Source organism: Caloramator sp. mosi_1, from assembly GCF_028622835.1.
In the GTDB taxonomy this organism is placed as follows: domain Bacteria; phylum Bacillota; class Clostridia; order Clostridiales; family Caloramatoraceae; genus Thermobrachium.
In genome coordinates, this window is record NZ_CP117677.1 from 1785458 (window position 1) to 1808782 (window position 23325).

At 32.7% G+C, this 23325-nt stretch carries 16 protein-coding genes, 5 tRNA genes, 14 pseudogenes and 3 other annotated features; of the genes and pseudogenes, 30 read left to right on the plus strand and 5 right to left on the minus strand.

What is annotated here, in order from left to right:
• Positions 1–159 precede the first annotated feature (159 nt).
• The 3 pseudogenes from dapB to PL321_RS12710 all read right to left on the minus strand — a co-directional run bounded on the left by dapB (position 160) and on the right by PL321_RS12710 (position 2836).
• A pseudogene (gene dapB / locus PL321_RS12700) lies at positions 160–914 on the minus strand (4-hydroxy-tetrahydrodipicolinate reductase).
• Positions 915–924: 10 nt separating this feature from the next.
• A pseudogene (dapA, locus tag PL321_RS12705) lies at positions 925–1807 on the minus strand (4-hydroxy-tetrahydrodipicolinate synthase).
• A gap of 47 nt (positions 1808–1854) precedes the next feature.
• Positions 1855–2836, minus strand: a pseudogene (locus PL321_RS12710) (aspartate-semialdehyde dehydrogenase).
• 407 nt (positions 2837–3243) lie between these two features.
• On the opposite strand from PL321_RS12710, the gene PL321_RS12715 reads away from it, so the two are divergent.
• The 7 genes and pseudogenes from PL321_RS12715 (at position 3244) to PL321_RS12745 (ending at position 9134) form a co-directional block, all read left to right on the plus strand.
• Positions 3244–3417: a hypothetical protein gene (locus tag PL321_RS12715; RefSeq protein WP_273962303.1), complete on the plus strand. Its 174-nt coding sequence runs from the start codon at positions 3244–3246 to the stop codon at positions 3415–3417.
• A gap of 149 nt (positions 3418–3566) precedes the next feature.
• Entirely contained in the window at positions 3567–4952 is a 1386-nt protein-coding gene (locus PL321_RS12720) for an ABC transporter substrate-binding protein (protein WP_273964556.1), read from the plus strand.
• 42 nt (positions 4953–4994) lie between these two features.
• Positions 4995–5956: pseudogene (locus PL321_RS12725) on the plus strand (ABC transporter permease).
• A 76-nt stretch (positions 5957–6032) separates the two neighbouring features.
• Positions 6033–6911 (plus strand): oligopeptide ABC transporter permease, encoded by an 879-nt coding sequence (gene opp4C, locus PL321_RS12730; protein ID WP_273962304.1) that lies wholly within the window; start codon positions 6033–6035, stop codon positions 6909–6911.
• Between the two features lie 10 nt (positions 6912–6921).
• Positions 6922–7896: an ABC transporter ATP-binding protein gene (locus PL321_RS12735; protein WP_273962305.1), complete on the plus strand. Its 975-nt coding sequence runs from the start codon at positions 6922–6924 to the stop codon at positions 7894–7896.
• A gap of 15 nt (positions 7897–7911) precedes the next feature.
• Positions 7912–8861: pseudogene (locus PL321_RS12740) on the plus strand (ABC transporter ATP-binding protein).
• A gap of 43 nt (positions 8862–8904) precedes the next feature.
• A pseudogene (locus PL321_RS12745) lies at positions 8905–9134 on the plus strand (small, acid-soluble spore protein, alpha/beta type).
• A gap of 184 nt (positions 9135–9318) precedes the next feature.
• Here the strand turns inward: PL321_RS12745 and PL321_RS12750 are convergent.
• Both PL321_RS12750 and PL321_RS12755 read right to left on the minus strand, forming a co-directional pair.
• Complete coding sequence (locus PL321_RS12750; protein WP_273962306.1) at positions 9319–10059, minus strand: class I mannose-6-phosphate isomerase; 741 nt, start codon at positions 10057–10059, stop codon at positions 9319–9321.
• Between the two features lie 5 nt (positions 10060–10064).
• Positions 10065–10277, minus strand: coding sequence for a type I phosphomannose isomerase catalytic subunit (locus tag PL321_RS12755; RefSeq protein ID WP_273962307.1), 213 nt, complete (start codon positions 10275–10277; stop codon positions 10065–10067).
• Positions 10278–10356: 79 nt separating this feature from the next.
• Between PL321_RS12755 and PL321_RS12760 the strand changes: the two genes are divergently transcribed.
• The 23 genes and pseudogenes from PL321_RS12760 to pheS all read left to right on the plus strand — a co-directional run bounded on the left by PL321_RS12760 (position 10357) and on the right by pheS (position 23324).
• Positions 10357–10512, plus strand: a complete 156-nt coding sequence (locus PL321_RS12760; RefSeq protein ID WP_273962308.1) for a hypothetical protein — start codon at positions 10357–10359, stop codon at positions 10510–10512.
• The gene (locus PL321_RS12765) at positions 10509–10835 is read left to right on the plus strand and encodes a class I SAM-dependent DNA methyltransferase (RefSeq protein ID WP_273962309.1); all 327 of its coding nucleotides are present in this window, start codon (positions 10509–10511) and stop codon (positions 10833–10835) included. The genes PL321_RS12760 and PL321_RS12765 overlap by 4 nt, the downstream gene beginning before the upstream one ends.
• A 560-nt stretch (positions 10836–11395) precedes the next feature.
• A complete protein-coding gene (hslO, locus tag PL321_RS12770) occupies positions 11396–12274 on the plus strand; it encodes an Hsp33 family molecular chaperone HslO (protein WP_273962310.1) in 879 nt (292 codons plus the stop codon).
• Between the two features lie 327 nt (positions 12275–12601).
• Positions 12602–12814, plus strand: coding sequence for a hypothetical protein (locus tag PL321_RS12775; protein WP_273962311.1), 213 nt, complete (start codon positions 12602–12604; stop codon positions 12812–12814).
• A gap of 2 nt (positions 12815–12816) precedes the next feature.
• A complete protein-coding gene (locus tag PL321_RS12780; protein ID WP_273964557.1) occupies positions 12817–13308 on the plus strand; it encodes a GGDEF domain-containing protein in 492 nt (163 codons plus the stop codon).
• A gap of 66 nt (positions 13309–13374) precedes the next feature.
• Positions 13375–13450, plus strand: a tRNA-Val gene (locus tag PL321_RS12785).
• Between the two features lie 4 nt (positions 13451–13454).
• Positions 13455–13531 (plus strand) — tRNA-Asp (locus PL321_RS12790).
• Positions 13532–13534: 3 nt separating this feature from the next.
• Positions 13535–13610, plus strand: a tRNA-Phe gene (locus PL321_RS12795).
• A gap of 10 nt (positions 13611–13620) precedes the next feature.
• Positions 13621–13696: transfer RNA gene (locus tag PL321_RS12800), tRNA-Gly, on the plus strand.
• Between the two features lie 11 nt (positions 13697–13707).
• Positions 13708–13782 (plus strand) — tRNA-Cys (locus PL321_RS12805).
• Positions 13783–13921: 139 nt separating this feature from the next.
• Positions 13922–14374: a DUF6873 family GME fold protein gene (locus PL321_RS12810; protein WP_337961167.1), complete on the plus strand. Its 453-nt coding sequence runs from the start codon at positions 13922–13924 to the stop codon at positions 14372–14374.
• Positions 14375–14385: 11 nt separating this feature from the next.
• A pseudogene (locus tag PL321_RS21515) lies at positions 14386–14538 on the plus strand (DUF6873 family GME fold protein); the annotation flags it as partial.
• A gap of 156 nt (positions 14539–14694) precedes the next feature.
• Positions 14695–15405 carry a putative sporulation protein YtxC gene (ytxC, locus tag PL321_RS12815; protein ID WP_273962313.1) on the plus strand — a complete coding sequence of 237 codons (711 nt, stop codon included), beginning with the start codon at positions 14695–14697 and terminating at the stop codon, positions 15403–15405.
• Between the two features lie 23 nt (positions 15406–15428).
• Entirely contained in the window at positions 15429–15602 is a 174-nt protein-coding gene (gene ytxC, locus PL321_RS12820; protein ID WP_273962314.1) for a sporulation protein YtxC, read from the plus strand.
• Positions 15603–15635: 33 nt separating this feature from the next.
• Positions 15636–15845, plus strand: a binding site (T-box leader).
• A 46-nt stretch (positions 15846–15891) separates the two neighbouring features.
• Positions 15892–17789: pseudogene (gene thrS, locus PL321_RS12825) on the plus strand (threonine--tRNA ligase).
• A 52-nt stretch (positions 17790–17841) separates the two neighbouring features.
• Positions 17842–17957, plus strand: a sequence feature (ribosomal protein L20 leader region).
• Positions 17958–17967: 10 nt separating this feature from the next.
• Positions 17968–18488: pseudogene (infC, locus tag PL321_RS12830) on the plus strand (translation initiation factor IF-3).
• 23 nt (positions 18489–18511) lie between these two features.
• Positions 18512–18708 (plus strand): annotated as a pseudogene (gene rpmI / locus PL321_RS12835) (50S ribosomal protein L35).
• Positions 18709–18729: 21 nt separating this feature from the next.
• Positions 18730–19089, plus strand: a complete 360-nt coding sequence (gene rplT / locus PL321_RS12840; RefSeq protein ID WP_027307651.1) for a 50S ribosomal protein L20 — start codon at positions 18730–18732, stop codon at positions 19087–19089.
• 105 nt (positions 19090–19194) lie between these two features.
• Positions 19195–20553 (plus strand): annotated as a pseudogene (locus PL321_RS12845) (TrkH family potassium uptake protein).
• Between the two features lie 18 nt (positions 20554–20571).
• A pseudogene (locus PL321_RS12850) lies at positions 20572–21230 on the plus strand (potassium channel family protein).
• Positions 21231–21297: 67 nt separating this feature from the next.
• Positions 21298–21549, plus strand: a pseudogene (locus tag PL321_RS21520) (RNA methyltransferase substrate-binding domain-containing protein); the annotation flags it as partial.
• A gap of 8 nt (positions 21550–21557) precedes the next feature.
• Positions 21558–21905, plus strand: a complete 348-nt coding sequence (locus PL321_RS12855; RefSeq protein WP_273962315.1) for a TrmH family RNA methyltransferase — start codon at positions 21558–21560, stop codon at positions 21903–21905.
• A 136-nt stretch (positions 21906–22041) separates the two neighbouring features.
• Positions 22042–22256: a binding site (T-box leader), on the plus strand.
• A 50-nt stretch (positions 22257–22306) separates the two neighbouring features.
• A pseudogene (pheS, locus tag PL321_RS12860) lies at positions 22307–23324 on the plus strand (phenylalanine--tRNA ligase subunit alpha).
• The last annotated feature ends 1 nt before the right edge of the window (position 23325 follow it).

The window sequence follows — 23325 nt, forward strand, 5'->3', positions numbered from 1 at the left end:
TCCAAGTGTATAATGATAATTAAAACAAAAATTATTATAAAACCCCCATAAAAGGATTTTATGAAGGCATATATAATAGTTTTATATAAACATTGCCTAAAAATCCTCTATGGGGTTATAGTAACAAAATTTACTTAAATTATTTATAATTATAAAATTCTAATTATTTATTACATCCTGCATTGTATAAAAACCATTTTCTTTTCCCAAAATATATTTTGCTGCTCTAATTGCACCATAGGCGAATACATCTCTTGAAAGAGCAGAGTGCTTTATTTCAATGTTTTCAAAGGGACCTGCAAATAAAACTTCGTGTTCTCCAACTATGCTTCCACCACGAACAGCGTGAATTCCAAGCTCATTTTTTCGCGTCTTTGTGTTTTGGAGTGTCTGCCATAATTATAATTTAAGATATTTTCTAATGATTTGTTTATTGCATCGGCAATCATTAATGCTGTACCGCTTGGTGAATCAAGCTTTTGATTGTGGTGTTTCTCAATGATTTCTATATCGAAATTTTCATAAAGAACCTTAGCAGCCTGTGAAACTAAGGATAAAATTAAATTAACACCAACAGACATATTGGCTGAGTTTAATATAGGTATATTTTTTGAGGCTTCATACATCTTGTTTTTTTCTTCCTGAGAAAAACCGGTTGTACAAATTACCAATGCAACTTTATTTTTCTTTCCATATTCCAAAATTGAATCTAAGCAGGTATGGTTTGAAAAGTCGATTAGTACATCAACATCTTCTTTAACTTCATCTAAATTTGAATATACAGGATATGAATTTGCAAATCTTGTAGTATCTTTATCAACTCCACATACAACTTCAATATCATCTAATGTTGAAATAATTTTAGTTAAAGTTTGGCCCATACGTCCATTACAACCGTGTAATAATACCTTCATACATCCACCTCTATGCAAGCTTTATTCCGTAATTCATCATTTCTTTCTTTAAGATTTCAAGATTTTTGGAGACATATCTACAAGAGGAAGTCTTAGATGTCCAACGTTCATTCCCATTAAATTCATTGCGGTTTTAACTGGAATAGGGTTTGTTTCAATGAATAATGCCTTAATCAGTTGAATCATATTAAGTTGTATTCTTAATGCCTCTTTAAAGTTTCCCTTTAAGAACTGTTCACACATATCGTGGGTATCCTTTGGAAGAATGTTTGCAACAACAGAAATAACACCTTTTCCACCTAAGGACATTATAGGTATTACCTGATCATCATTTCCTGAGTATATATCAAGTTTATCACCGCATAGTTGTGCAATTTCTGCAACTTGAGAAATGTTACCGCTGGCTTCTTTAACAGCAGCTATATTATCTATCTTTGAAAGTTCAAATAGAGTTTCTGGAAGTATATTAAATCCTGTTCTTGAAGGAACGTTATAGATTATGATAGGCTTTGTAACAGCAGATGCTATTGCTTTAAAATGTTCAATTGCACCCCTTTGGGTAGTTTTATTATAGTAGGGTGTTATAACCAAAAGGCCATCTACACCTATGCTGTCTGCCCATCTACTCATATCAACTGCAGCTTTAGTGTTGTTGCTTCCTGTTCCTGCTATAACAGGTATCCTTCCCTTTACAACATCAACAGTAAATTTTATGGTTTCTTTTCTTTCTTGTTCTGACATAGTTGAAGCTTCGCCTGTTGTTCCACATATTATAATTGCATCTGTTTTTGCTCTATATGCCACTCAATAAGTTCCTCTAATTTTTTAAAGTCAACTCCATCTTCGTTAAATGGCGTTACTATTGCAACACCGCTTCCAGTAAATAGGCTCATCTTTAACCCATCCTTTCTAAAAATATCCTTAATATTATTATATTACATTATTTAATTAAAAGTTCTGCAATTTGAACAGCATTTGTTGCAGCTCCCTTTCTTATGTTATCAGCTACAACCCATAAATTAATTCCATTTTCAACGCTTTCATCTCTTCTAATTCTACCTACAAATACTTCATCTTTACCTTCTGCTAAAATAGGCATTGGGTAGATGTTGTTATTAACATCATCCATTACAACTATGCCTGTAGAATTTTTTAATATCTGTTTTACTTCTTCTATTTCAAATTTTTTTCAAATTCAACATTTATTGATTCGCTATGTCCATAAAATACTGGTACTCTTACGGTTGTTGCAGTAATTTTCAAATCAGGCCTATGCATAATTTTTTTGTTTCATTTATCATCTTCATTTCTTCTTTAGTGTAGCCATTGTCCAAAAACACATCGATATGAGGAATTAAGTTATATGCAATAGGATGAGGAAATTTCTTTGGTTTTTCTCCTTTTATTCCATTAACTAAATCTTCATATCCGCCCATTCCGGCACCAGAGACAGCTTGATATGTTGAGTAGACTATTCTTTTAATATTAAAGTTATCATCAAGGGGTTTTAATGCTACTACAGCTTGAATAGTTGAACAATTAGGATTTGCAATTATGCCCTTATGCCATTTCACATCCTCTGGATTTACTTCTGGTACTACAAGTGGAACATTTTCATCCATTCTCCAGGCACTGCTGTTATCTACAACAATACAGCCTTTACTTGCTGCAATTGGTGCAAATTTTAGGCTTGTTGATGCACCAGCAGAAAATAAAGCTATGTCTATGCCCCTATCAAAGGAATCTTCTTTAAGTTCCTCTACGACATATTCTTTATTGTTAAAATTAACAACCTTTCCTGCTGACTTTGAAGATGCAAAGAGATAAAGTTCATCGATAGGAAATTTTCTTTCACTTAAAACTTCAATAAATTTTCTGCCAACCATACCAGTTGCACCTACAACTGCTAACCTGATACCCATTATATTTACCCCTTTATTTTATCTAATATAGTTATATAGATTAATTTTGTACATTATAACATATATTTAAAGTTAATTATATACGATCCAGTTATAAATATGCAACTGTATACATTTCAAAATAATTGTCGAAATAAGTAATAAATTCATATTACAAAAATATTGACAATGATGATAATCACTGGTAAAATACAGAAAAAGAAAAAACATATCTTAAATCCTTCAATCTTCAATTATGAATAAGCGAAATTTATTTATTAAATGAAAAAAGAATGCAATATTGCTTTAAATTTCAGAAAAATACACAGCTAATCATAGGAATAAAATTCTATAAATATCATACAGTTGTATTAGGAATATAACCCGGTTGGGTTATAAATATAAATTTATATTAAAGGGGAGCAGAAATGAACAAAAAGCTAGCAAGTTTTGCTGCAGGATTATTAGCTGCTATGATGCTGTTAACATCCTGTGGCCCAGGTAAACAATCAGACACAACAAGAAAGGATGTAGCTACAGTAGAGAAGGCTACAAATCCATCCAAATTACCTGATGTATCAAAAATAGAAAGGACACTTTAATTGTTGGTACAACAGCACCATCAGGTAAGTTTAATCCAATCTATTCAGATTCAGTTTACGATTCTTGGGTAGTTAGCCTTGTATTTGACGGATTAATTTCAAATGATGAACAAGGTAACCCAACTCCACTTATTGCAAAGGAATGGAAAATATCAGAGGATGGAAAGACTTATACCTTTACATTAAATAAGGGCGTTAAGTTTAGTGATGGTAAAGAAGTTACCGCAGAAGACGTAGCCTTCACATTTACTGCAATTTGTGATCCAAGCTATGACGGACCAAGAACAGATGCAGTTTCAAGCTTAGTTGGATATAAGGAATATAATGAGGATAAAGAAGGTAAGGTTAAGGAAGTTGCCGGTATCAAAGTTATTGATAAATATACAATTTCATTTACATTAACAGAACCAAAGGCTCCAGCTATATATGATTTTGGTTATGGTATTATGCCAAAGCACATATATAACTTTGAAAAGGGTAATATAAAGCCTCTTAAGGATAAGTTCTTAAATCCAGTTGGTGCAGGTCCATACCTATTTAAAGATTATAAGGCAGGACAAGAAATTGTATTTGAAAAGAATCCAAACTATTGGAGAGGCGAACCAAAGATTGCAAAGATCATAATGAAGGTAACAAACGCAACAACTGTAATTCAAGAATTAACAACTGGTAGTGTTGATATAGACAGAGTTCCAAGTAAGCCAGAACAAATTGACCTTGTAAAGAAGGCAGAATTCCTTGATATTTACAGATATCCATCAAATAGCTATGGATACATAGGATGGAATTTAAGAGATGAAAAGTTTAAGGACAAGAAGGTTCGTCAAGCTCTTGTATATGGACTTAACAGAGCAGGCTTTATACAAGCTTACTATAAGGGACTTGGAGATGTATGTAATGCACCAGTATCAAAGGTATCTTGGGCATATACAGACGATGTAAATAAATATGAATATAATCCAGAAAAGGCAAATCAACTTCTTGATGAAGCTGGATGGGTAAAGAAGGAAGATGGATACAGATATAAGGATGGTAAGAAGTTCACAGTTCACTGGATGACATATACAGGAAGTAAGTATGTTGAAGCGTTAACACCAATACTTATAGAAAACTGGAAGCAAATAGGTGTTGAAGTAATTCCTGAATTAATGGAATTTAGCACACTTGCTCAAAAGGTATATGATGAACAAAAATTTGAAATGTACAATATGGCTTGGTCATTATCAATTGACCCAGACCCATCAGGAATATTCTCAATTGAACAAGATAAGCTTGGTGGATTCAACTCAGTTGGCTGGAGAAATGAAGAATCAGAAAAACTTATAAAGGAAGGCTTAAGAGAAACTAATATGGAAAAGAGAAAAGAAATATATCATAAGTGGGTTAAACTTGCTAATGAAGAATTACCATATATATTCTTAAGCTATGCAAATGACACTTATGCTGTAAGTGCAAAGGTTAAGGGATTAAGATTATCACCATTTACAGATTGGACATACGATATTCACAAAGTTGAACTTCAAGAAGTTAAGTAATAAATGCCCGGCCTTAAGCCGGGCTTAATTTAGGGGGATATAATGAGACAGTATATAACAAGAAGGCTTTTACAAATGATACCTGTGCTTATTGGTGTATCTGTAATAATATTCTTAATATTTCAAGCAGCACCTGGAGATGCATTAACTGGTATGATGGACCCCAAAATGTCCTATGAAACAAAGCAAAAACTTAGAAAACAACTTCATCTTGATGAACCAGGTATTGTTCAATACAAATATTGGGTGCAAAATGTTTTAAAGGGTGACTTTGGAGAATCCTTTTATTTTAAGCAACCAGTTGGCAAGGTTATGAATACATATATATGGAATTCTTTCTATTTATCACTTGCCTCATTTATATTAAGTGTACTTATTGCAATTCCTATAGGGGTAATTTCTGCTACAAGGCAATATAGCTTTATGGATTACTTTTTACTGTATTTGCCTTGATTGGTATATCCATGCCGTCCTTCTTCTTTGGATTACTTTTAATCAAATGGTTTGCTGTTGATATTAAAATATTCCCAGTTTCAGGTATGTTGACACCAGGAAGCACTGCGGTTGGATTTGCCAAATTTAAAGATGTAATGTACCATATGACATTACCTCTTATAGTATTAACATTAGGTAGTGTTGCTGGACTTATGAGATATACGCGTTCAAGTATGCTTGAAGTTATTAGACAAGATTACGTAAGAACAGCAAGAGCAAAGGGCTTAAGAGAAAAGGTTGTTATATATAAACACGCACTTAGAAATGCATTAATTCCTGTTGTTACAATATTCGGTATGTGGTTACCAGGTCTTTTCTCAGGAGCTATGATAACTGAGGCAATATTTAACTGGCCAGGAATTGGACCTATCGAACTTTTAGCAGTAAACAATAGAGACTATCCTCTTTTAATGGGTGTAAATATGCTTCTTGCGTTTTTAACCCTCCTTGGAAATCTAATAGCAGATGTAACCTATGCATTGGTTGACCCAAGAATTAGATTAAAGTAGGAGGTGGGACATATGGCGGAAATTAAAAGAATACAAATAAAAACCTTGAGATCAAGGGTGCAAAAAGGAAGATATTATGAGCCCTTGGAAGGTAGTTAGACATAGGTTAAGAAGAAATAAACTTGCAATGGTTGGTTTATATATTCTTTTATTTATGATTGTGGTTTCTGTTTTTGGACCTATTGTACAAAAGTACATTTTTGGTATTACTATGGAAAAGATAGATCTATATAATATATCTGCACCACCAAGCTTAAAGCATCCACTTGGAACAGATGAGGTTGGAAGAGATGTTTTAACAAGACTTATGTATGGCGGAAGAATATCTCTTACTGTAGGTATAGTTGCAGTTTCTATTAGTGTTTTAATTGGAAGTATAATTGGAGGAATATCTGGCTATTATGGTGGAGTAGTAGATGGTATTATAATGAGACTTGTTGATATATTTATGTGTTTTCCATTCTTTCCACTACTTTTAATGCTTGCAGCGGTTCTTTCAGACTATAAGGTAGACCCTAAGTATAGAATATATTTTGTTATGCTTATAATTGGTATATTGAGCTGGACAGGCCTTGCACGTATCGTTAGAGGACAAATACTATCCTTGAGAGAACAAGAATTTATGCAGGCTGCTGAAGCATTGGGGCTTAGGGACAGAAGAAAAATATTTAGACATCTTCTTCCAAATACCTTTGCTTCAATCATTGTATCTGCAACCTTGGGTATAGGTAGTGCAATTCTTTCAGAATCAGCACTTAGTTATTTAGGATTAGGTGTTACACCTCCTTATCCATCTTGGGGACAAATGATTCAGGTTGCAACTGACTATTATGTAATGACAGTTGAGTATTGGAAGTGGATACCTCCTGGTGTTTGTATTTTCCTAACTGTTATGGCAATAAACTTATTTGGAGACGGATTAAGAGACGCACTTGATCCAAAGTTAAAGAGATAGGGGTATTATAATGGGAGAGTTGCTTAGTATAAAGAATTTAAAGACATATTTTTATACAGAGGACGGTGTAATTAAGGCTGTTGATGATGTGTCTTTATCTATAAGAGAAGGAGAAACATTAGGTGTTGTTGGAGAATCAGGATGTGGTAAAAGTATAACAGCAATGTCAATACTTAAACTTATTCCAAACCCACCTGGTAAGATTGTAGAGGGTGAAATAATTTTTGAAGGTAAAGATTTAACAAAGACAACAGATGAAGAAATTAGAAAAATACGTGGTAATAAAATTTCGGTGATTTTCCAAGAACCAATGACTTCACTAAATCCAGTATTTACCATAGGAGATCAAATAATAGAAGCTATAGTACTACATCAAAATATGAATAAAGAAGAGGCACGTAAAAAGGCTATAGATATGTTAAAATTAGTTGGAATTCCAAGAGCTGAGGAGGTTGTCGATGCTTATCCACACGAGCTTTCAGGTGGAATGAGACAAAGGGCAATGATTGCTATGGCAATGGCTTGCAATCCAAAACTTTTAATTGCAGATGAACCAACTACAGCCCTTGATGTTACAATTCAAGCACAAATACTTGACCTGATGAGAGATTTAAAAAATAAAACAAATACTTCAATAATGCTTATAACTCACGATCTTGGAGTTGTTGCAGAGATGGCAGACCACGTTGTTGTTATGTATGCAGGAAAGGTTGTGGAAGAAGCTAATGTTTATGAGATATTTAAAAATCCTATGCATCCATATACATTAGGATTGCTTGAATCAAAACCTATTTTAAATCAAGATAAAGAAAGATTAAACTCTATACCAGGACAAGTTCCAAACCCACTAAATATGCCAGAGGGATGTTATTTCCATCCGAGATGTTCAAAGGCAATGGATATATGTAGAAAAGAACAGCCAAAGCTATGTAGTGTAAAAGATGGGCATAAGGTGGCTTGCCACCTCTATGGGGAGGTGAAGTAAAATGGCTGAAACTTTATTAAAGGTAGAAAACTTAAAAAATATTTCCCTATAAAGGCTGGAGTTTTTCAAAGAACAGTTGGGTATGTAAAGGCAGTAGATGATGTCTCCTTTGAACTTAAAGAAGGTGAAACTTTAGGATTTGTTGGAGAATCTGGATGTGGAAAATCAACGACAGGTAGAACAATACTTAGGCTATTAGATAAAACTGATGGTAGTGTATATTTTGAAGGTAAGGATATATTTAAATTAAGTAGAAGTGAGCTTAGAAGTATAAGACCAAAGATGCAAATTATTTTCCAAGACCCCTATAGTTCACTAAATCCAAGAATGACTGTTGGTGAAATTATTGGTGAAGCACTTGTAGACCACGGTTTAGTATCTAAAGACGAAGTTAAGGATAGAGTGCTTGAGGCGATTGAAATGTGTGGTCTTGCACCATACCATATAAGAAGGTATCCACACGAATTTTCAGGTGGACAAAGACAGAGAATTGGTATTGCAAGAGCATTAGTTTTAAATCCTAAATTTATAGTTTGTGATGAACCGGTATCTGCCCTTGACGTTTCAATTCAATCACAGATTGTAAATCTGCTTTGTGACCTGCAGCAGAAATTTGGATTTTCATATATGTTTATATCCCACGATTTAAGTGTTGTAAAGCATATAAGTCATAGGGTAGGGGTTATGTACTTAGGTTCACTTGTGGAACTTGCAGATAAGCACGAATTGTATAAAAATCCTCTTCATCCTTATACAAAGGCACTATTATCTGCTGTTCCAATTCCTGACCCAACATTGAAAAGGGAAAGAATTATACTTCAGGGTGATATACCAAGCCCAGCTAATCCACCAAGTGGATGTAAATTCCATACAAGATGTCCATATAAAAGGATATATGTTCACAGGAAATACCAAAGTTTAGAGATGTAGGTGGAGGACATTTTGTTGCGTGCCATTTAGTATAAAATATGCCCCTCTTGGATAAAATAATCCTGAGGGGGTGTTTTTATGACAACACCATTTAAAAAGAAGGTAAAGGCAAAGCTTAAAGCTAAAAAGCCTTTAAGTGAAGAGGAGCTTGAAAGAGAAAAGATTAAATATGAAATAGCAGAGGAACTTGGTCTTATAGATAAAGTAAAAAATATGGGTGGAGTGGACTAACAGCTGAGGAAACTGGAAAGATAGGAGGCATAATGACTAAAAGGAATAAAGATGCTGGTAGAAGGTGGAATAAATGAAGTTAAATAATTTTTATTTATTTAAAAAGCCAGTAATTCGGCACATTTTTGTCTAAATACTGGCTTTTCTTAGTTTAAAGAGACATCTTGATAAAGCTTTTGAAATGTGCTATTTTGAAATTCATTCAAGGGGTAATTTCATAAGTACAGAATTTCTAATGTTTATCAACAATCTTAACTTTTATTATAGATATACCTTTAATAGTTTTAATTGTCCATCTATCTCAAATTCTTCTTCTTTTGCAGGGATCATAAAGGTTTTTCCTCCGAAGATAGGGTATATTTTGCCATTATAATTTAATTTTCCACTACCTTCAATACACATAAATATATAAAAGGTTTCTTCGTTTGTTTTATCGCTGTATTTGCTTTCTATTCTAATTTCATCTACATTAAAGTAATCACATTTTGCTAAATTAGATAAACTGTATCCATTCAATTTTTGTAAAGTTGGCGAAAGAATCTTACCTGTTATATTAAAGTCAATAACATCAAGTGCCTTTTCTATATGAAGTTCACGAGGTTTTCCGTCTTTATCAACTCTGTTCCAGTCATATACCCTATAGGTAGTATCACTGTTTTGCTGTATTTCAGCAACTACAATTCCACCAAGTATTGAGTGTAGAGTACCAGAAGGTATGAATATAACGTCGCCCTTTTTCACAGAAACATAATTTAAGTAATCCTCAAGTTTTTTATTAATAAGTGCTTTTTTAAACTTTTCTCTTGTTGTTGCTTCTTTTACACCATATATAAGCTTTGCATCCTCCTTTGCATCAATAACATACCACATTTCAGTTTTACCATAATCCCCCTCATTTTTAATTGCATATTCGTCATTAGGATGAACTTGAACTGAGAGTTTATCACTGGCGTCGATATATTTGATTAGAAGAGGGAATCTATCGTATTTTAGGGCCTTCAATCCTATTAGTTTTCCCCGTAAACATCTATTAAATCCTGTAGAGTTTTTCCTTTAAAGGGACCATTTTCAACTATACTCCTTCCATTTTTATGACAGCATACCTCCCAGCTTTCAGCAGTTTTTTCAAAGGGTAATTTTCGATTAAAAATTTTATTTAAATTTTGCCCTCCCCATAAAATTTCTTTATAAACTGGTTGAAAAAATAAAGGATATAGCATAAAATACCTCCTGTAAAGTATTTTAATTGAATTATTATTGCCTTTTAAAATATGTAAGAAAATTTAGGAGTTGAAATATATGGAACAGTATTCAAATTTATCTTTTGTCTATGATGAACTAATGGATGTAGATTATAAAAAGTGGGCAGATTTTATAAAGGAGTATTTCAATAATAAGAATATTGATTTAAAGTACAAAAATGTCTTGAACTTGGATGTGGAACAGGAAATATGACTATTAATCTTAAAAAACTTGGATTAGATGTAGTAGCATTAGATAGTTCAGAGGATATGCTGACAAAGGCAGAGGAAAAGATAAGAAAAGAAAAATTAAGGGTTACATTATTAAGACAGGATATTAGAAATTATAAATTAAATAAAAAGTTTCCATTTATATTTAGTTTTTGCGACTGTTTTAATTACATAATCGATTTAAAGGATTTAGAGAAAGCACTTATAAATGTATATAATCACTTAGAGGATGGAGGATATTTTATATTTGATATAAGCTCAGAATATAAATTAAAGAAATTAATAGGAGAAAAACATTTACGTTAAATAAAGAAGATATATGCTATATATGGGATAACTATATAAGCGATGATATATTGGAGATGTACATTACCTTTTTGTAAAGGAAGGGAAATACTATAGAAGATTTGATGAAAGGCATATACAAAAATTTATAGGGTAGAAGATATTATAAAAATTTTAAAAGAAATTGGATTTCAAGAGGTTGAAGTCTTTGATGATTATGATTTTAAGCAATATAATGAAGAAAGTATTAGAGCTACATTTGTTGTAAAAAACAATAGAAGTTAGTTGTTTGCATCACAAATTTCAACCTCTTTATCTTTAACTCTAATACTGATTTTAAAAAAGTCGTTTTCTATTTTTATTTTTTCTTTTTGCCATCCTTAGATTGACGTACCTTTACTTTAAGTTTATCTTTTTCTGAATCCATAAAAAACACTCAAATAAGTGCTATATAATATATTATTCTTAAGTTTTTTAAATGTTGCAATGAAGGTTTATTTAAATTGACTTGTAAATTATAGATTTGTATAATGAATATAAATTTTAACAGAATTAATATTTCAAAATTTAGGAGGAAAAAGATGGGTAAATTAGTTAGAGCAACTGCTTCAAATGGAGATATAAGGCTTTTTGCAGCAATTACAACTGATATTGTAGAAAAGGCAAGACAAATACATAATTTAAGCCCAACAGCTTCAGCAGCTTTAGGAAGGTTACTAACTGCAGGAAGTATAATGGGTGCTATGCTAAAAGGGGAAAAAGATACCCTAACTTTATCTATGAATGGAAAAGGACCAGCAGGTAATTTAGTTGTTGTAGCAAATTCAAAGGGAAATGTAAAGGGATATATAACAAATCCTCACGTAGATTTACCATTAAATGAAAAAGGAAAGCTGAATGTAGGTGCAGCAATAGGTAAAGAAGGATTTTTAAACGTGGTAAAGGATATGGGGCTTAGAGATCCTTATGTTGGAAGTGTGCCTATATATACAGGAGAAGTAGGAGATGATATTGCCTATTATTTTACAGTTTCTGAACAGGTTCCATCAGCTGTAGCATTGGGTGTACTTGTTGATACAGATATTTCTATAAAGTCAGCAGGGGGATTAGTCATACAAATGATGCCAGGAGCAAATGAACTGTTGGCGGATATAATTACATTTAGATTACAAGAAATACCACCGCTTTCAACATTAATAGCTGAAGGTAAAACCTGTGAAGACATACTAAATCTTCTCTTTGATGATATGGATCTAAAGATACACGAAGAGATAGATATAGCCTATGAATGTGATTGTTCAAGACAAAGAGTGGAAAAGGCACTTATTGCTTTAGGTAAGGATGAACTTGAAAGATTAAAGGAAGAGGAAGAATTAATGCAGGTAGAGTGCCATTTTTGCGATAGAAGATATCAATTTACAAGAGAGGACATACAAGCTTTAATAGATTCTATAAAATAAAACATATAGAACTGTATGATTAGCCCCTTGAAGGATTAATTTCCCATTTAGGTTAAAAACAAGATTTGTTATACACAATGGGATATGCCTACACAAATCCTTTCAAGGGGTATTTTTAATTACATATTTTTAAGTTTGCTAATTAGCTAAATTATGTAAAACATATATTTAAATCAAACTATTCTGAAAAATAAAAAACATATATTTTTGATGGAAATATAGAGAAATAATATTTAAAATTAAGCAAAAAAAATATTTAGTTTACTATAAACTGTGGGTTGTTTTGTACGATAAATATAGATGAGATCGATGTAAAGGGTGTGTGGTATGAAAAAGGAAGATCTGGGGGTTATTAAAATTGCACTAAGTTATCTATTGTTTGGTACTTTATGGGTAGTTTTTTCTGATAATTTAATATTTAGGTCAATTAAATATAAAGATAGCCATTTAAATTACTCAATAATAAAGGGGATTATATTTGTAGTACTTTCAACGTTTTTAATTTTTATTTTAGTAAAAGAGAGATTAATAAAAGAGTAAAGATATGGGAATATTATGCAACTCACGACGCTATGACAAGGTGCTTAAATAGAAAAGCTGGCTTAGAAAGATTAAATATGTTGCTTAAAAATTATTCAACTCGAATACCCATATCTATCATTTATGCTGATTTAAATAATCTTAAAACAATAAATGATAGTTTTGGACATAGTGAGGGAGATAAAGCTATAATTAGAATTAGCAAAATATTTAAAGAAACAATAAAAGCAAATGATTTTGTTGTTAGATTAGGTGGAGATGAGTTTTTAATAGTTCTTTTAAATTCTGATTATAAAAATGCAGAAAAGGTAATTGAAAAAATAAATAAGAAAATAAAAATTCAAAACACATCAAGCAGAGTAGAATTGAGTATAAGTTGTGGGGTAGCAACCTATACTAAAAATTATATAAGCGTAGAAGATTTTATTAATGAGGCAGATAAAAAGATGTATGAAAATAAAAAAATCTTTCATTCGCAGTTAAAATTTGCATAAAATAATTAAGAAAATGTATTGACAAAACTATAAATTCATTGTATTATAATTTATGTCAAATGAATTGGGCGCGTAGCTCAGCTGGGAGAGCATCTGCCTTACAAGCAGAGGGTCACAGGTTCGAGCCCTGTCGTGCCCACCATAATGGCCCAGTAGCTCAGTTGGTTAGAGTGCCGGCCTGTCACGCCGGAGGTCGAGGGTTCGAGCCCCTTCTGGGTCGCCAACTGGCCAGATAGCTCAGTAGGTAGAGCAGGGGACTGAAAATCCCCGTGTCGCTGGTTCGATTCCGGCTCTGGCCACCAATTTTTATATGCGGGAATAGCTCAGTTGGTAGAGCGTCACCTTGCCAAGGTGAATGCCGCGGGTTCGAGTCCCGTTTCCCGCTCCATAATTTAATATGGCGGCATAGCCAAGTGGTAAGGCAGAGGTCTGCAAAACCTTTATTCCCCAGTTCGAATCTGGGTGCCGCCTCCAAAGATAAGGGATAGAAGTTAAACTTCTATCCCTATTTTACTAACTAACTTTTCAAACTACCCATCGATAAAGGAGCGATTCCGATGAAGGAAAAGTTTGTAGAGCTTCCAAACTTACCAAAGGGGAGGTCTCTTTGGTTGTGTGTGATGGAAGAATTAATTCAGATATTGAATATAATTTAAAAAGTATGGGAATTAACATTATTAAAACTCAAAAACAAAAGGTTTTGTATGAAGCGGTTTCTTATCATCCAGATATACTCTTTCACCATCTTGGAGGTAAAGAGATAGTTATAGCACCGAATATTGAAGACAAATTGTATTATGCTTTAGAAAACGAAGGTTTTAATTTAATAATAGGAAAAAATAAGTTAGAAAGAAAATATCCAAAGGATGTTTTATACAATGTTGCAAGACTCAGGGATGTTGCTATTTTAAATATAAGACATACAGATGAAGTTCTGTTGGAGGAACTTGATAGAAGAAAAATCAAACTTATTGATGTAAAGCAAGGCTATGCAAAATGTTCTGTATGTATTGTTTCAGAAGATGCAATAATTACGTCGGATATAGGAATTCATAAAAAGCAGTAGGAAATTCACTAAACTCCCTTCTGATTAAACCAGGGCATATCCACCTTTTTGAACTAAACTATGGTTTTATTGGAGGTTGTACAGGATATATATCAAGTGGTATTTTAGGTTTTTATGGCGAAGTTGAGACGCATCCTGATTTTATTCAAATAAAAAATTTTTGAACAAATTTGAAAAAAATATCAAAATCTCACTAAAGGTAATTTAATAGATTATGGTACATTAATACCTCTTAAGGAATATTGTATAATATAACTTTTAAAGTTTATTAGTATATGTTTTATCTATGAACATATACTAAACTTGAAGGGAGTGATAATATGATTCTCCTATCAATTGGATTCAGTAAGGATAATAGAGAATTTTATGATAGATTAAATGAGCTCTGTCAATATTTTAAAGAAAAAGGTGTAAATATTTCATTGATAGAAAATAAAATATCCAACATTAACTATATTAAGTGTGTTTTAAAGGAAACAGAACGGGATATAAAGATTTTCGATAGTTTTAGTGAAATGTTTTATATTTATGTTTCAAATCTCATATATGAGTATATTGTAAACTATTATGATTCTGTTTCAGTTGAAAAAATAATAAAAACAAACTATGATTTTTTATCTCAAGAGGATGTACAGATTATAAAAGATAAGTGTATTATGGCATTGAATGGAACAGGAATTTTTACACAGGATGGCATACAACTTATTATAAACAGAAAAAATACTATTTTAAAGCTTATAGAAGAATACCTTGATGAAAATAAAGAACTAATAATAGATGGGTTTATTACCTTTAGACTAAGAAATTTTTCTAATGACTTAAAAATAATAGTCGAAAAAATTACAGAGGAATATATAATTGAAAAGGAATATAGTGAGTTTATTAAGCTATTAAAGTACTTTGTTGATATACAGGAAAGTAGGTACGACATTGTCAATGTTATAATACAAAAGGACGGCAACTATTTGATTTACGACAGGCAGTACAATAATATAACAACTGAGTTTTTGAAGATTTTTCTTCTGATATAAAAATAGATGCGACAATTCACGATATGCTAATTAGTGCACTTATTACCTTTGCACCACAGAACATAATAATTCACGGAATTGAGAATTCAAAAAGTCAGGAAACTGTTGAAACAATAAAAAATATATTTTCAGATAGATTAAAAATCTGCAGTGGATGTGAAATTTGCAAATCTATTAATAATATAATATTGACATAGTTTGTGGTAATTTATATAATATTAATTAAAATATAAAAGGCGATGAAGGGGAAGAGTAAATCAAACCCAGTTAACAGAGAGGGAAATCCGTTGGCTGAAAGATTTCCTTAATATGGATGATTGAAAACCACCCCAAAGCTCCTACCTGAAGATTAGTAGGGATAGGCGTGAGGCTGCGTTAATGCAAATGAGTGGACCTTAATGGTCAATTTGGGTGGAACCGCGAGAACTCTCGTCCCATTTTTGGATGAGGGTTTTTTATTTGTATAAATACATAAGGAGGGATAGTATGATAAAAGTTACTTTAAAGGATGGCAAAGTTTTAGAATTTGAACAGCCAGTTAAAGTAGAAGAAGTTGCAAAAAATAGGTATGGGACTTTATAAGGCAGCACTTGCTGCAAAGGTTGATGGAGAAGTTGTTGATTTGATGAAGACAATTGATAAAGACTCTACAGTAGAAATATTAACATTTGATGATGCTGACGGAAGATGGGCATTAAGACATACAGCTTCCCACATACTTGCACAGGCAGTTAAGAGACTTTATCCTAATGTTAAGTTAGCAATTGGACCTGCAATCGATAATGGATTCTATTATGATTTTGATGCAGATTTTGCTATAACACCTGATATGCTTATTGAAATTGAAAAGGAAATGGAAAAGATAATTAAGGAAGATTATGAACTTGAAAGGTTTACTCTTTCAAGAGAAGAAGCAATAAAATTTATGAAGGAAAAGAATGAGGATTATAAGGTAGAATTAATAGAAGAACTTCCAGAAGGAGAAGAAATATCCTTCTACAGACAGGGAGAATTTGTTGACCTTTGTGCTGGTCCTCACGCACCATCAACAGGAAGAGTAAAGGCTATAAAGCTTCTATCAGTAGCTGGGGCATATTGGAGAGGCGACGAAAAGAATAAAATGCTACAAAGAGTTTATGGTACTGCCTTTACTAAAAGAGTGAACTTGATGCTTATTTAAATATGCTTGAAGAAGCGAAAAGAGAGACCATAGAAAGTTAGGAAAAGAATTAGAACTATTTGCAATAATGGAGGAAGGTCCAGGATTCCCATTCTTTTTACCAAAGGGTATGGTTGTTAGAAACGAACTTGAAAATTTCTGGAGACAAGTACATCAAAAGAATGGATATAAGGAAATAAAAACTCCTATAATATTAAATGAGGCACTATGGCATCGTTCAGGACACTGGGATCACTATAAAGAAAATATGTATTTTACAAAGATAGATGAACAGGATTATGCAGTAAAACCAATGAACTGCCCAGGTGGTATTTTAGTATATAAGAGCCAGATGCACAGCTACAGAGAATTACCACTTAGACTTGGTGAATTAGGACTTGTACACAGACACGAAATTTCAGGTGCTCTACACGGACTTATGAGAGTAAGATGCTTTACTCAAGACGATGCACATATATTTATGCTTCCTTCACAAATAAAGGATGAAGTTTTAGGAGTAATCAATTTAATAGACCATATCTATAAGCTATTTGGATTTGAATATCACGTTGAGCTTTCAACAAGACCAGAAGATTCAATGGGAAGCGACGAAGATTGGGAAAATGCAACAAACGCATTAATAGATGCATTAAATGCAGCAGGGCTTGAATATAAAATAAATGAAGGAGATGGAGCCTTCTATGGACCAAAGATAGACTTCCATCTAAAGGATTGTTTAGGAAGAACTTGGCAATGCGGAACTATTCAGTTAGATTTCCAAATGCCAGAGAGATTTGACTTACATTATATTGGTGAAGATGGAGAAAAGCACAGACCAGTAATGATACACAGAGTTATATTTGGAAGTATAGAAAGATTTATAGGAATTTTAATTGAACATTATGCAGGTGCCTTCCCAACTTGGCTTGCACCAGTTCAAGTTAAAATACTTCCTGTTACAGATAGAGCAAATGAATACGCAAGACAACTTGAGGAAAAACTAAAGGAAAGTGGCATTAGAGTAGAAGCAGATTTAAGAAACGAAAAGATAGGATATAAGATAAGAGAAGCACAACTTCAAAAGGTACCATATATGCTTATACTTGGAGATAAGGAAGTAGAAGCATCAAATGTTTCAGTACGTTCAAGAAAAGATGGAGATATGGGTGCAATGTCTGTAGAAGACTTTATTTCAAAAATAAAAGAAGAGATAGACAAAAAATAAGTACACTATAAAAATGTATTGACATATAATAAATAGTATGTTATAGTTATTAAGTGTTAAGAAGAAGCCATCCGCTTCTCACCTTACGCCAAAGGTAGTAAGGTTATCGATGTTTAAGCTTTTGAATGTTTGCGGATGGAGTATGTCCATCCGCTTTTGTTTTGTAATATATTAGGAGGTGAATGTTATTAATAAAGAACATTTAATTAACGAGGAAATTAGAGCTAAGGAGCTAAGAGTTGTTACTGCAGATGGTGAACAACTTGGAATAATGACAACAAAGCAGGCACTTGAGATTGCTGAAGCAAGACAGCTTGATTTAGTTTTAATAGCTCCAAAGGCAGAACCACCAGTTGCTAAAATAATGGATTATGGAAAGTTCGTTTATGAGCAACAAAAGAAGGAAAAGGAAGCTAAGAAGAAGCAAAAGCAGATAACAGTAAAGGAAGTAAGAATAACTCCAAATATAGAAGAGCACGATTTAAATGTAAAGGCAAAAATGCTGAAAAGTTCTTGAGAGATGGAGATAAGGTAAAGGTTACTGTTAAGTTTAGAGGAAGAGAAGCTGATTATGCTCACTTTGGTGAAGATATTTTAAATAGATTTTATGAAAAAATTAAAGAAGTTGGACAAATAGAAAAGCCGGCTAAATTAGAAGGCAAAAATATGACAATGGTTATAGCACCAAAGAAAGGTTGAAAATAAGAGAGGAGGAAATAACTATGCCTAAAATGAAAACTCATAAGGGTGCAGCAAAAGATATAGAAAAACTGGAAATGGAAAGTTCAAGAGAGCACACGCTTTCAAGAGACATATCCTTACTAAGAAGACTTCAAAGAGAAAGAGACAACTAAGAAAAGGAACTTATGTTGCTAAGACTGAATTCAAGATTGTAAGAAAGTTACTACCATACGTATAAGAAGCAAAGGAGGTTTAAAAAATGGCAAGAGTTAAGAGAGCTGTTCATTCACATAAAAGACGTAGAAAAATATTAAAACTTGCAAAGGGATACTATGGTGCAAAGAGCAAGAATTATAGAATTGCAAAGCAAGCTGTAATGAGAGCACTAAGCACAGCTTATGTAGGAAGAAAGTTAAAGAAGAGAGACTTCAGAAAACTTTGGATAGCAAGAATAAATGCAGCTGCAAGAGCAAATGGACTTTCATATTCAAAGTTCATAAACGGATTAAAGCTTGCAGGAATCAACATAAACAGAAAGATGTTAGCTGAAATTGCAGTTAACGATGAAGCAGCTTTTGCAGAATTAGTAAATATAGCTAAAGAAAAGGTAAATGCATAATATAAATTAAGCTAAAAGGCCTGATTTTCAGGTCTTTTAGCTTTTGTATAAAATACATTTTTTTGGTATTATACTTAAGTAGTATAATATTGGAGGTTTATTAAAATGTTTATTAAAGAGAAGATAGATGGAATTAAGTTTTATAGATTTCAACCAGTTCAAGTATTAGCTTTAGGCTTTGCAGCTGTTATTTTATTAGGTTCTATTTTACTTTCACTACCAATATCATCAAGAGATGGAACACCTACTAATTATATTGATGCACTTTTTACTTCTACTTCTGCAGTTTGTGTAACAGGTCTTGTTACCTTAGACACAGGTACCCACTACAGCCTTTTGGTCAATTAATAATTTTACTTTTAATTCAAACAGGTGGGTTAGGTTTTATGACCTTTGCAACTTTAATTGCTTTAATATTAGGAAAAAGATATCTCTTCGAGAAAGACTTATAATGCAGGAGGCATACAATACCTTTAATATCCAGGGAGTTGTTAAACTTGCTCTATATATTATGGGGATAACTTTTTCAATTGAGTTGCTTGGTGCTTTAATACTGTCAACACAGTTTATTCCCAAATTTGGAATTTTAAAGGGGTTATATTTTGGATTGTTTCATTCTGTATCAGCCTTCTGTAATGCAGGTTTTGATTTAATAGGTAATTTCCAAAGTTTAACTCCATATGTTGGTAATGTGGTTGTAAACCTAACAATTATGAGCTTGATAATAATAGGTGGTATAGGATTTGCGGTTTTAACAGAAGTTTTAAATTATAGAAAAACAAGAAGACTATCTTTACACGCTAAAGTTGTTCTTTCAGCAACAGCATTTTTAATAATAAGTGGAGCGATTGGCTTTTTCTTACTTGAATTTTCAAACCCTAAAACTTTAGGAGCTTTAGATTTAAAAGGAAAAGTTTTAGCAAGTTTATTTGCTTCTATAACTCCAAGAACAGCAGGTTTTAATACAATATCTACTTCTGATATGACTACGGCAGGAAAGTTTTTAACAATTGTATTTATGTTTATAGGTGCATCACCAGGTTCAACGGGTGGAGGTATAAAAACATCGACTGCATTTTTACTTTTATGACTGTAGTTGCAGTTGTTCAAGGTAAAGAAGACACAGAAATATATCAAAAGCGAATAAATAAAAGCTATGTGTATAGAGCCCTTGCAATAGCACTTATAAGCTTTACAATAATAACATTTGTTACGATGGTTTTATCAATAGTACAAAATGGAGATTTCATTGAATATTTATATGAGGCAACCTCTGCCTTTGCAACCGTTGGTCTAACTTTAGGTCTTACTACAAGGTTAACTTTAATTGGTAAGATTATAATAATATTAACAATGTACATAGGAAGAGTAGGTCCACTTTCAATTACTATGGCAATTGCCCATAAACAGCAAACAACAACAAATTTAATTAGATATCCTGAAGACAAGATTTTAATTGGCTAATTTGGGAGGTTTATAAAAATGAAATCAAAACAGTTTGTAGTTATAGGACTTGGAAGGTTTGGTTCAAGTATAGCAAAAACATTATATTCTTTAGGTCACGAGGTTTTAGCAATAGATATAGATGAAGAAGTTGTACAGGATATTTCAGACCACGTAACTCACGCAGTTCAGGCAGATGCAACAGATGAGGCAACCTTAAAATCATTGGGAATAAGAAATTTTGATATTGCGGTTATAACAATTGGATCAGATGTACAGTCAAGTGTACTTGTAACACTGCTTGTAAAGGAACTTGGTGTTAAATATGTAATAGCAAAGGCACAAAATGAACTGCACGCAAAGGTCTTATATAAGATAGGTGCAGATAGGGTAGTATTTCCGGAGAGAGATATGGGAATTAGAGTTGCCCATAATCTGTGTTCATCCAACATATTAGATTATATAGAACTTTCACCAGATTACAGTATTATGGAAGTTACAGCCCTTGAGGAATGGGAAGATAAGACTTTAAAGGAATTAAACTTAAGAACAAGATATGGTATTAATATAATGGCAATAAAAAGAGGTAATGATATTAATATATCTCCAGCAGCAGAAGACACGATTAAAAAGGAGACATACTGGTTGTAATTGGCGGAACAGATGATATCAAAAATATTGAAATGCAAAGGATGTAGTTTATATGATTCTTAAAAGGGACAGTAATATAGTAAAAGGTGCACTTAAACTTAAACAAAAAAATACAGAGAGATTGAAGGTAAATTTTTAGTAGAGGGTATTAGACTTATTGAGGAAGCAATTTTTGAGGGATTAGTTGAACAAATATTTTATAGTAATAAAATTTATGAAGTAAATGGATATGACAGAGTACTTAATAATAGCATACCAAAGTATGAAGTTGATGAAACTGTAATTAAAGAACTAACCAGCACTACAACTCCTCAAAGTATAGTTGCAGTAGCATATAAACCTAAAATTAATATAAAAAAGAATTAAGCTTTGTTGTGGTAGTTGATAAGGTGCAGGACCCTGGAAATTTAGGAACTATAATTAGAACCTGTGATGCTGCAGGAGTTGATGCGGTATATATTGTAAAGGGAACTGTGGATGTGTATAACGATAAAACCATAAGGTCAACTATGGGTTCAATTTTTCATTTGCCTATTGTGTTTTTCGAATCCTTTAAGGAAGTATCAGAGGATTTATACTCAAAGGGATTTAATATATATGCAACAACTTTAGATGGAGAAGATGTGTATAAAACTAATTTTAAGGAAAAAGTAGCAATAGTTATAGGGAATGAAGCAAACGGTATGTCAGAAGAAGATACAAGGCTTTGTAATAAAAAATAAAGATTCCTATGCTTGGAAGAGCAGAATCATTAAATGCATCAATAGCAGCTGCAGTAATAATATATGAAGCTGTACGGCAAAGATTATAAAAGGATATTTACACTTAATTAATTATTGTGTTATAATAAGCAAAAAAGTAAAGGCTGTGAAGGAGGCAAGTAGGCTAATACCCTGCACAGGGAGGATAGGTCATAGATTGAGAGCCTATCTGCAGAAGGGTTAGTTGAAGTTTCCCTCTGGAGCTTTCTGCTTGAAATAATAGTAGGGCAGAACGGTGTAACCGTTATTTTAATGAGTGGGCCAGTTTGGCCAATTAGGGTGGTACCGCGAAGATTTCCCTTCGTCCCTTTTGGGATGAAGGGTTTTTTGTTTGGAAATTTTTGAAAGAAAGGAGTAGAACAATGAGGGAAAAGCTACAACAAATAAAGGACGAGGCACTTTTAAAATTAAAAGAATGCCAAACAAGTCAAATGTTAGATGAATTAAGAGTTAAATATCTTGGAAAAAGGGTGAACTTACAACTATTTTAAGAGGAATGGGACAATTATCTCCAGAGAAAGACCAATAGTAGGTAAAATAGCAAACGAGGTAAGAGAAACTATTGAGGCAGCAATAGAGGAGACTTTAAAGGAAATAAAACAAAGGGAAAAGAATTTAAGACTTTCTATGGAAACGATAGATGTAACTATGCCAGGTAAGGCAAATAAAATAGGTGGATTACATCCTCTAACTAAAGCCTTAGATGAAATAAAGGAGATATTCATAGGAATGGGATTTTCCATTGCAGAAGGTCCAGAGGTTGAACTTGATTATTATAACTTTGAAGCACTAAACATACCTAAAAACCATCCAGCAAGGGATGAACAAGATACCTTCTATATAAATCAAAATGTAGTATTAAGAACACAAACATCACCTGTTCAAATTAGAGTTATGGAGAATAAGAAACCTCCAATAAGAATTATTGCACCAGGAAGAGTTTATAGATCAGATACTGCTGATGCAACACATTCACCTATTTTCCATCAAGTAGAAGGTCTTGTAGTTGATAAAGGAATTACAATGGCAAGCTTAAAGGGAACATTAGATGCCTTTGCAAAGAGAATGTTTGGAGAAAAAACAAAGACTAAATTTAGACCGCATCATTTCCCATTTACTGAACCTTCTGCAGAAGTTGACGTATCCTGCTTTGTATGTGGTGGGACAGGATGTAGAGTATGTAAAGGCTCTGGATGGATTGAAATATTAGGTTGTGGTATGGTTCACCCAGATGTTTTAAGAGCAGGTGGAATAGATCCTGAAGTTTATAGTGGTTTTGCCTTTGGACTTGGACTTGAGAGAATAGTAATGATTAAATATGGAATAGATGATATAAGATTATTCTATGAAAATGATATTAGATTTTTAAAGCAGTTCTAAG

Excerpts from the sequence above, each read along its gene's own strand:
- PL321_RS12715 (WP_273962303.1), top strand. The coding sequence starts at position 3,244 with ATGAACAAAAAGCTAGCAAGTTTTGCTGCAGGATTATTAGCTGCTATG.
- opp4C (WP_273962304.1), top strand. The coding sequence starts at position 6,033 with ATGAGCCCTTGGAAGGTAGTTAGACATAGGTTAAGAAGAAATAAACTT.
- PL321_RS12735 (WP_273962305.1), top strand. The coding sequence starts at position 6,922 with ATGGGAGAGTTGCTTAGTATAAAGAATTTAAAGACATATTTTTATACA.
- PL321_RS12755 (WP_273962307.1), bottom strand. The coding sequence starts at position 10,277 with ATGCTATATCCTTTATTTTTTCAACCAGTTTATAAAGAAATTTTATGG.
- PL321_RS12760 (WP_273962308.1), top strand. The coding sequence starts at position 10,357 with ATGGAACAGTATTCAAATTTATCTTTTGTCTATGATGAACTAATGGAT.
- PL321_RS12765 (WP_273962309.1), top strand. The coding sequence starts at position 10,509 with ATGACTATTAATCTTAAAAAACTTGGATTAGATGTAGTAGCATTAGAT.
- hslO (WP_273962310.1), top strand. The coding sequence starts at position 11,396 with ATGGGTAAATTAGTTAGAGCAACTGCTTCAAATGGAGATATAAGGCTT.
- PL321_RS12775 (WP_273962311.1), top strand. The coding sequence starts at position 12,602 with ATGAAAAAGGAAGATCTGGGGGTTATTAAAATTGCACTAAGTTATCTA.
- ytxC (WP_273962313.1), top strand. The coding sequence starts at position 14,695 with ATGATTCTCCTATCAATTGGATTCAGTAAGGATAATAGAGAATTTTAT.
- ytxC (WP_273962314.1), top strand. The coding sequence starts at position 15,429 with ATGCTAATTAGTGCACTTATTACCTTTGCACCACAGAACATAATAATT.
- rplT (WP_027307651.1), top strand. The coding sequence starts at position 18,730 with ATGGCAAGAGTTAAGAGAGCTGTTCATTCACATAAAAGACGTAGAAAA.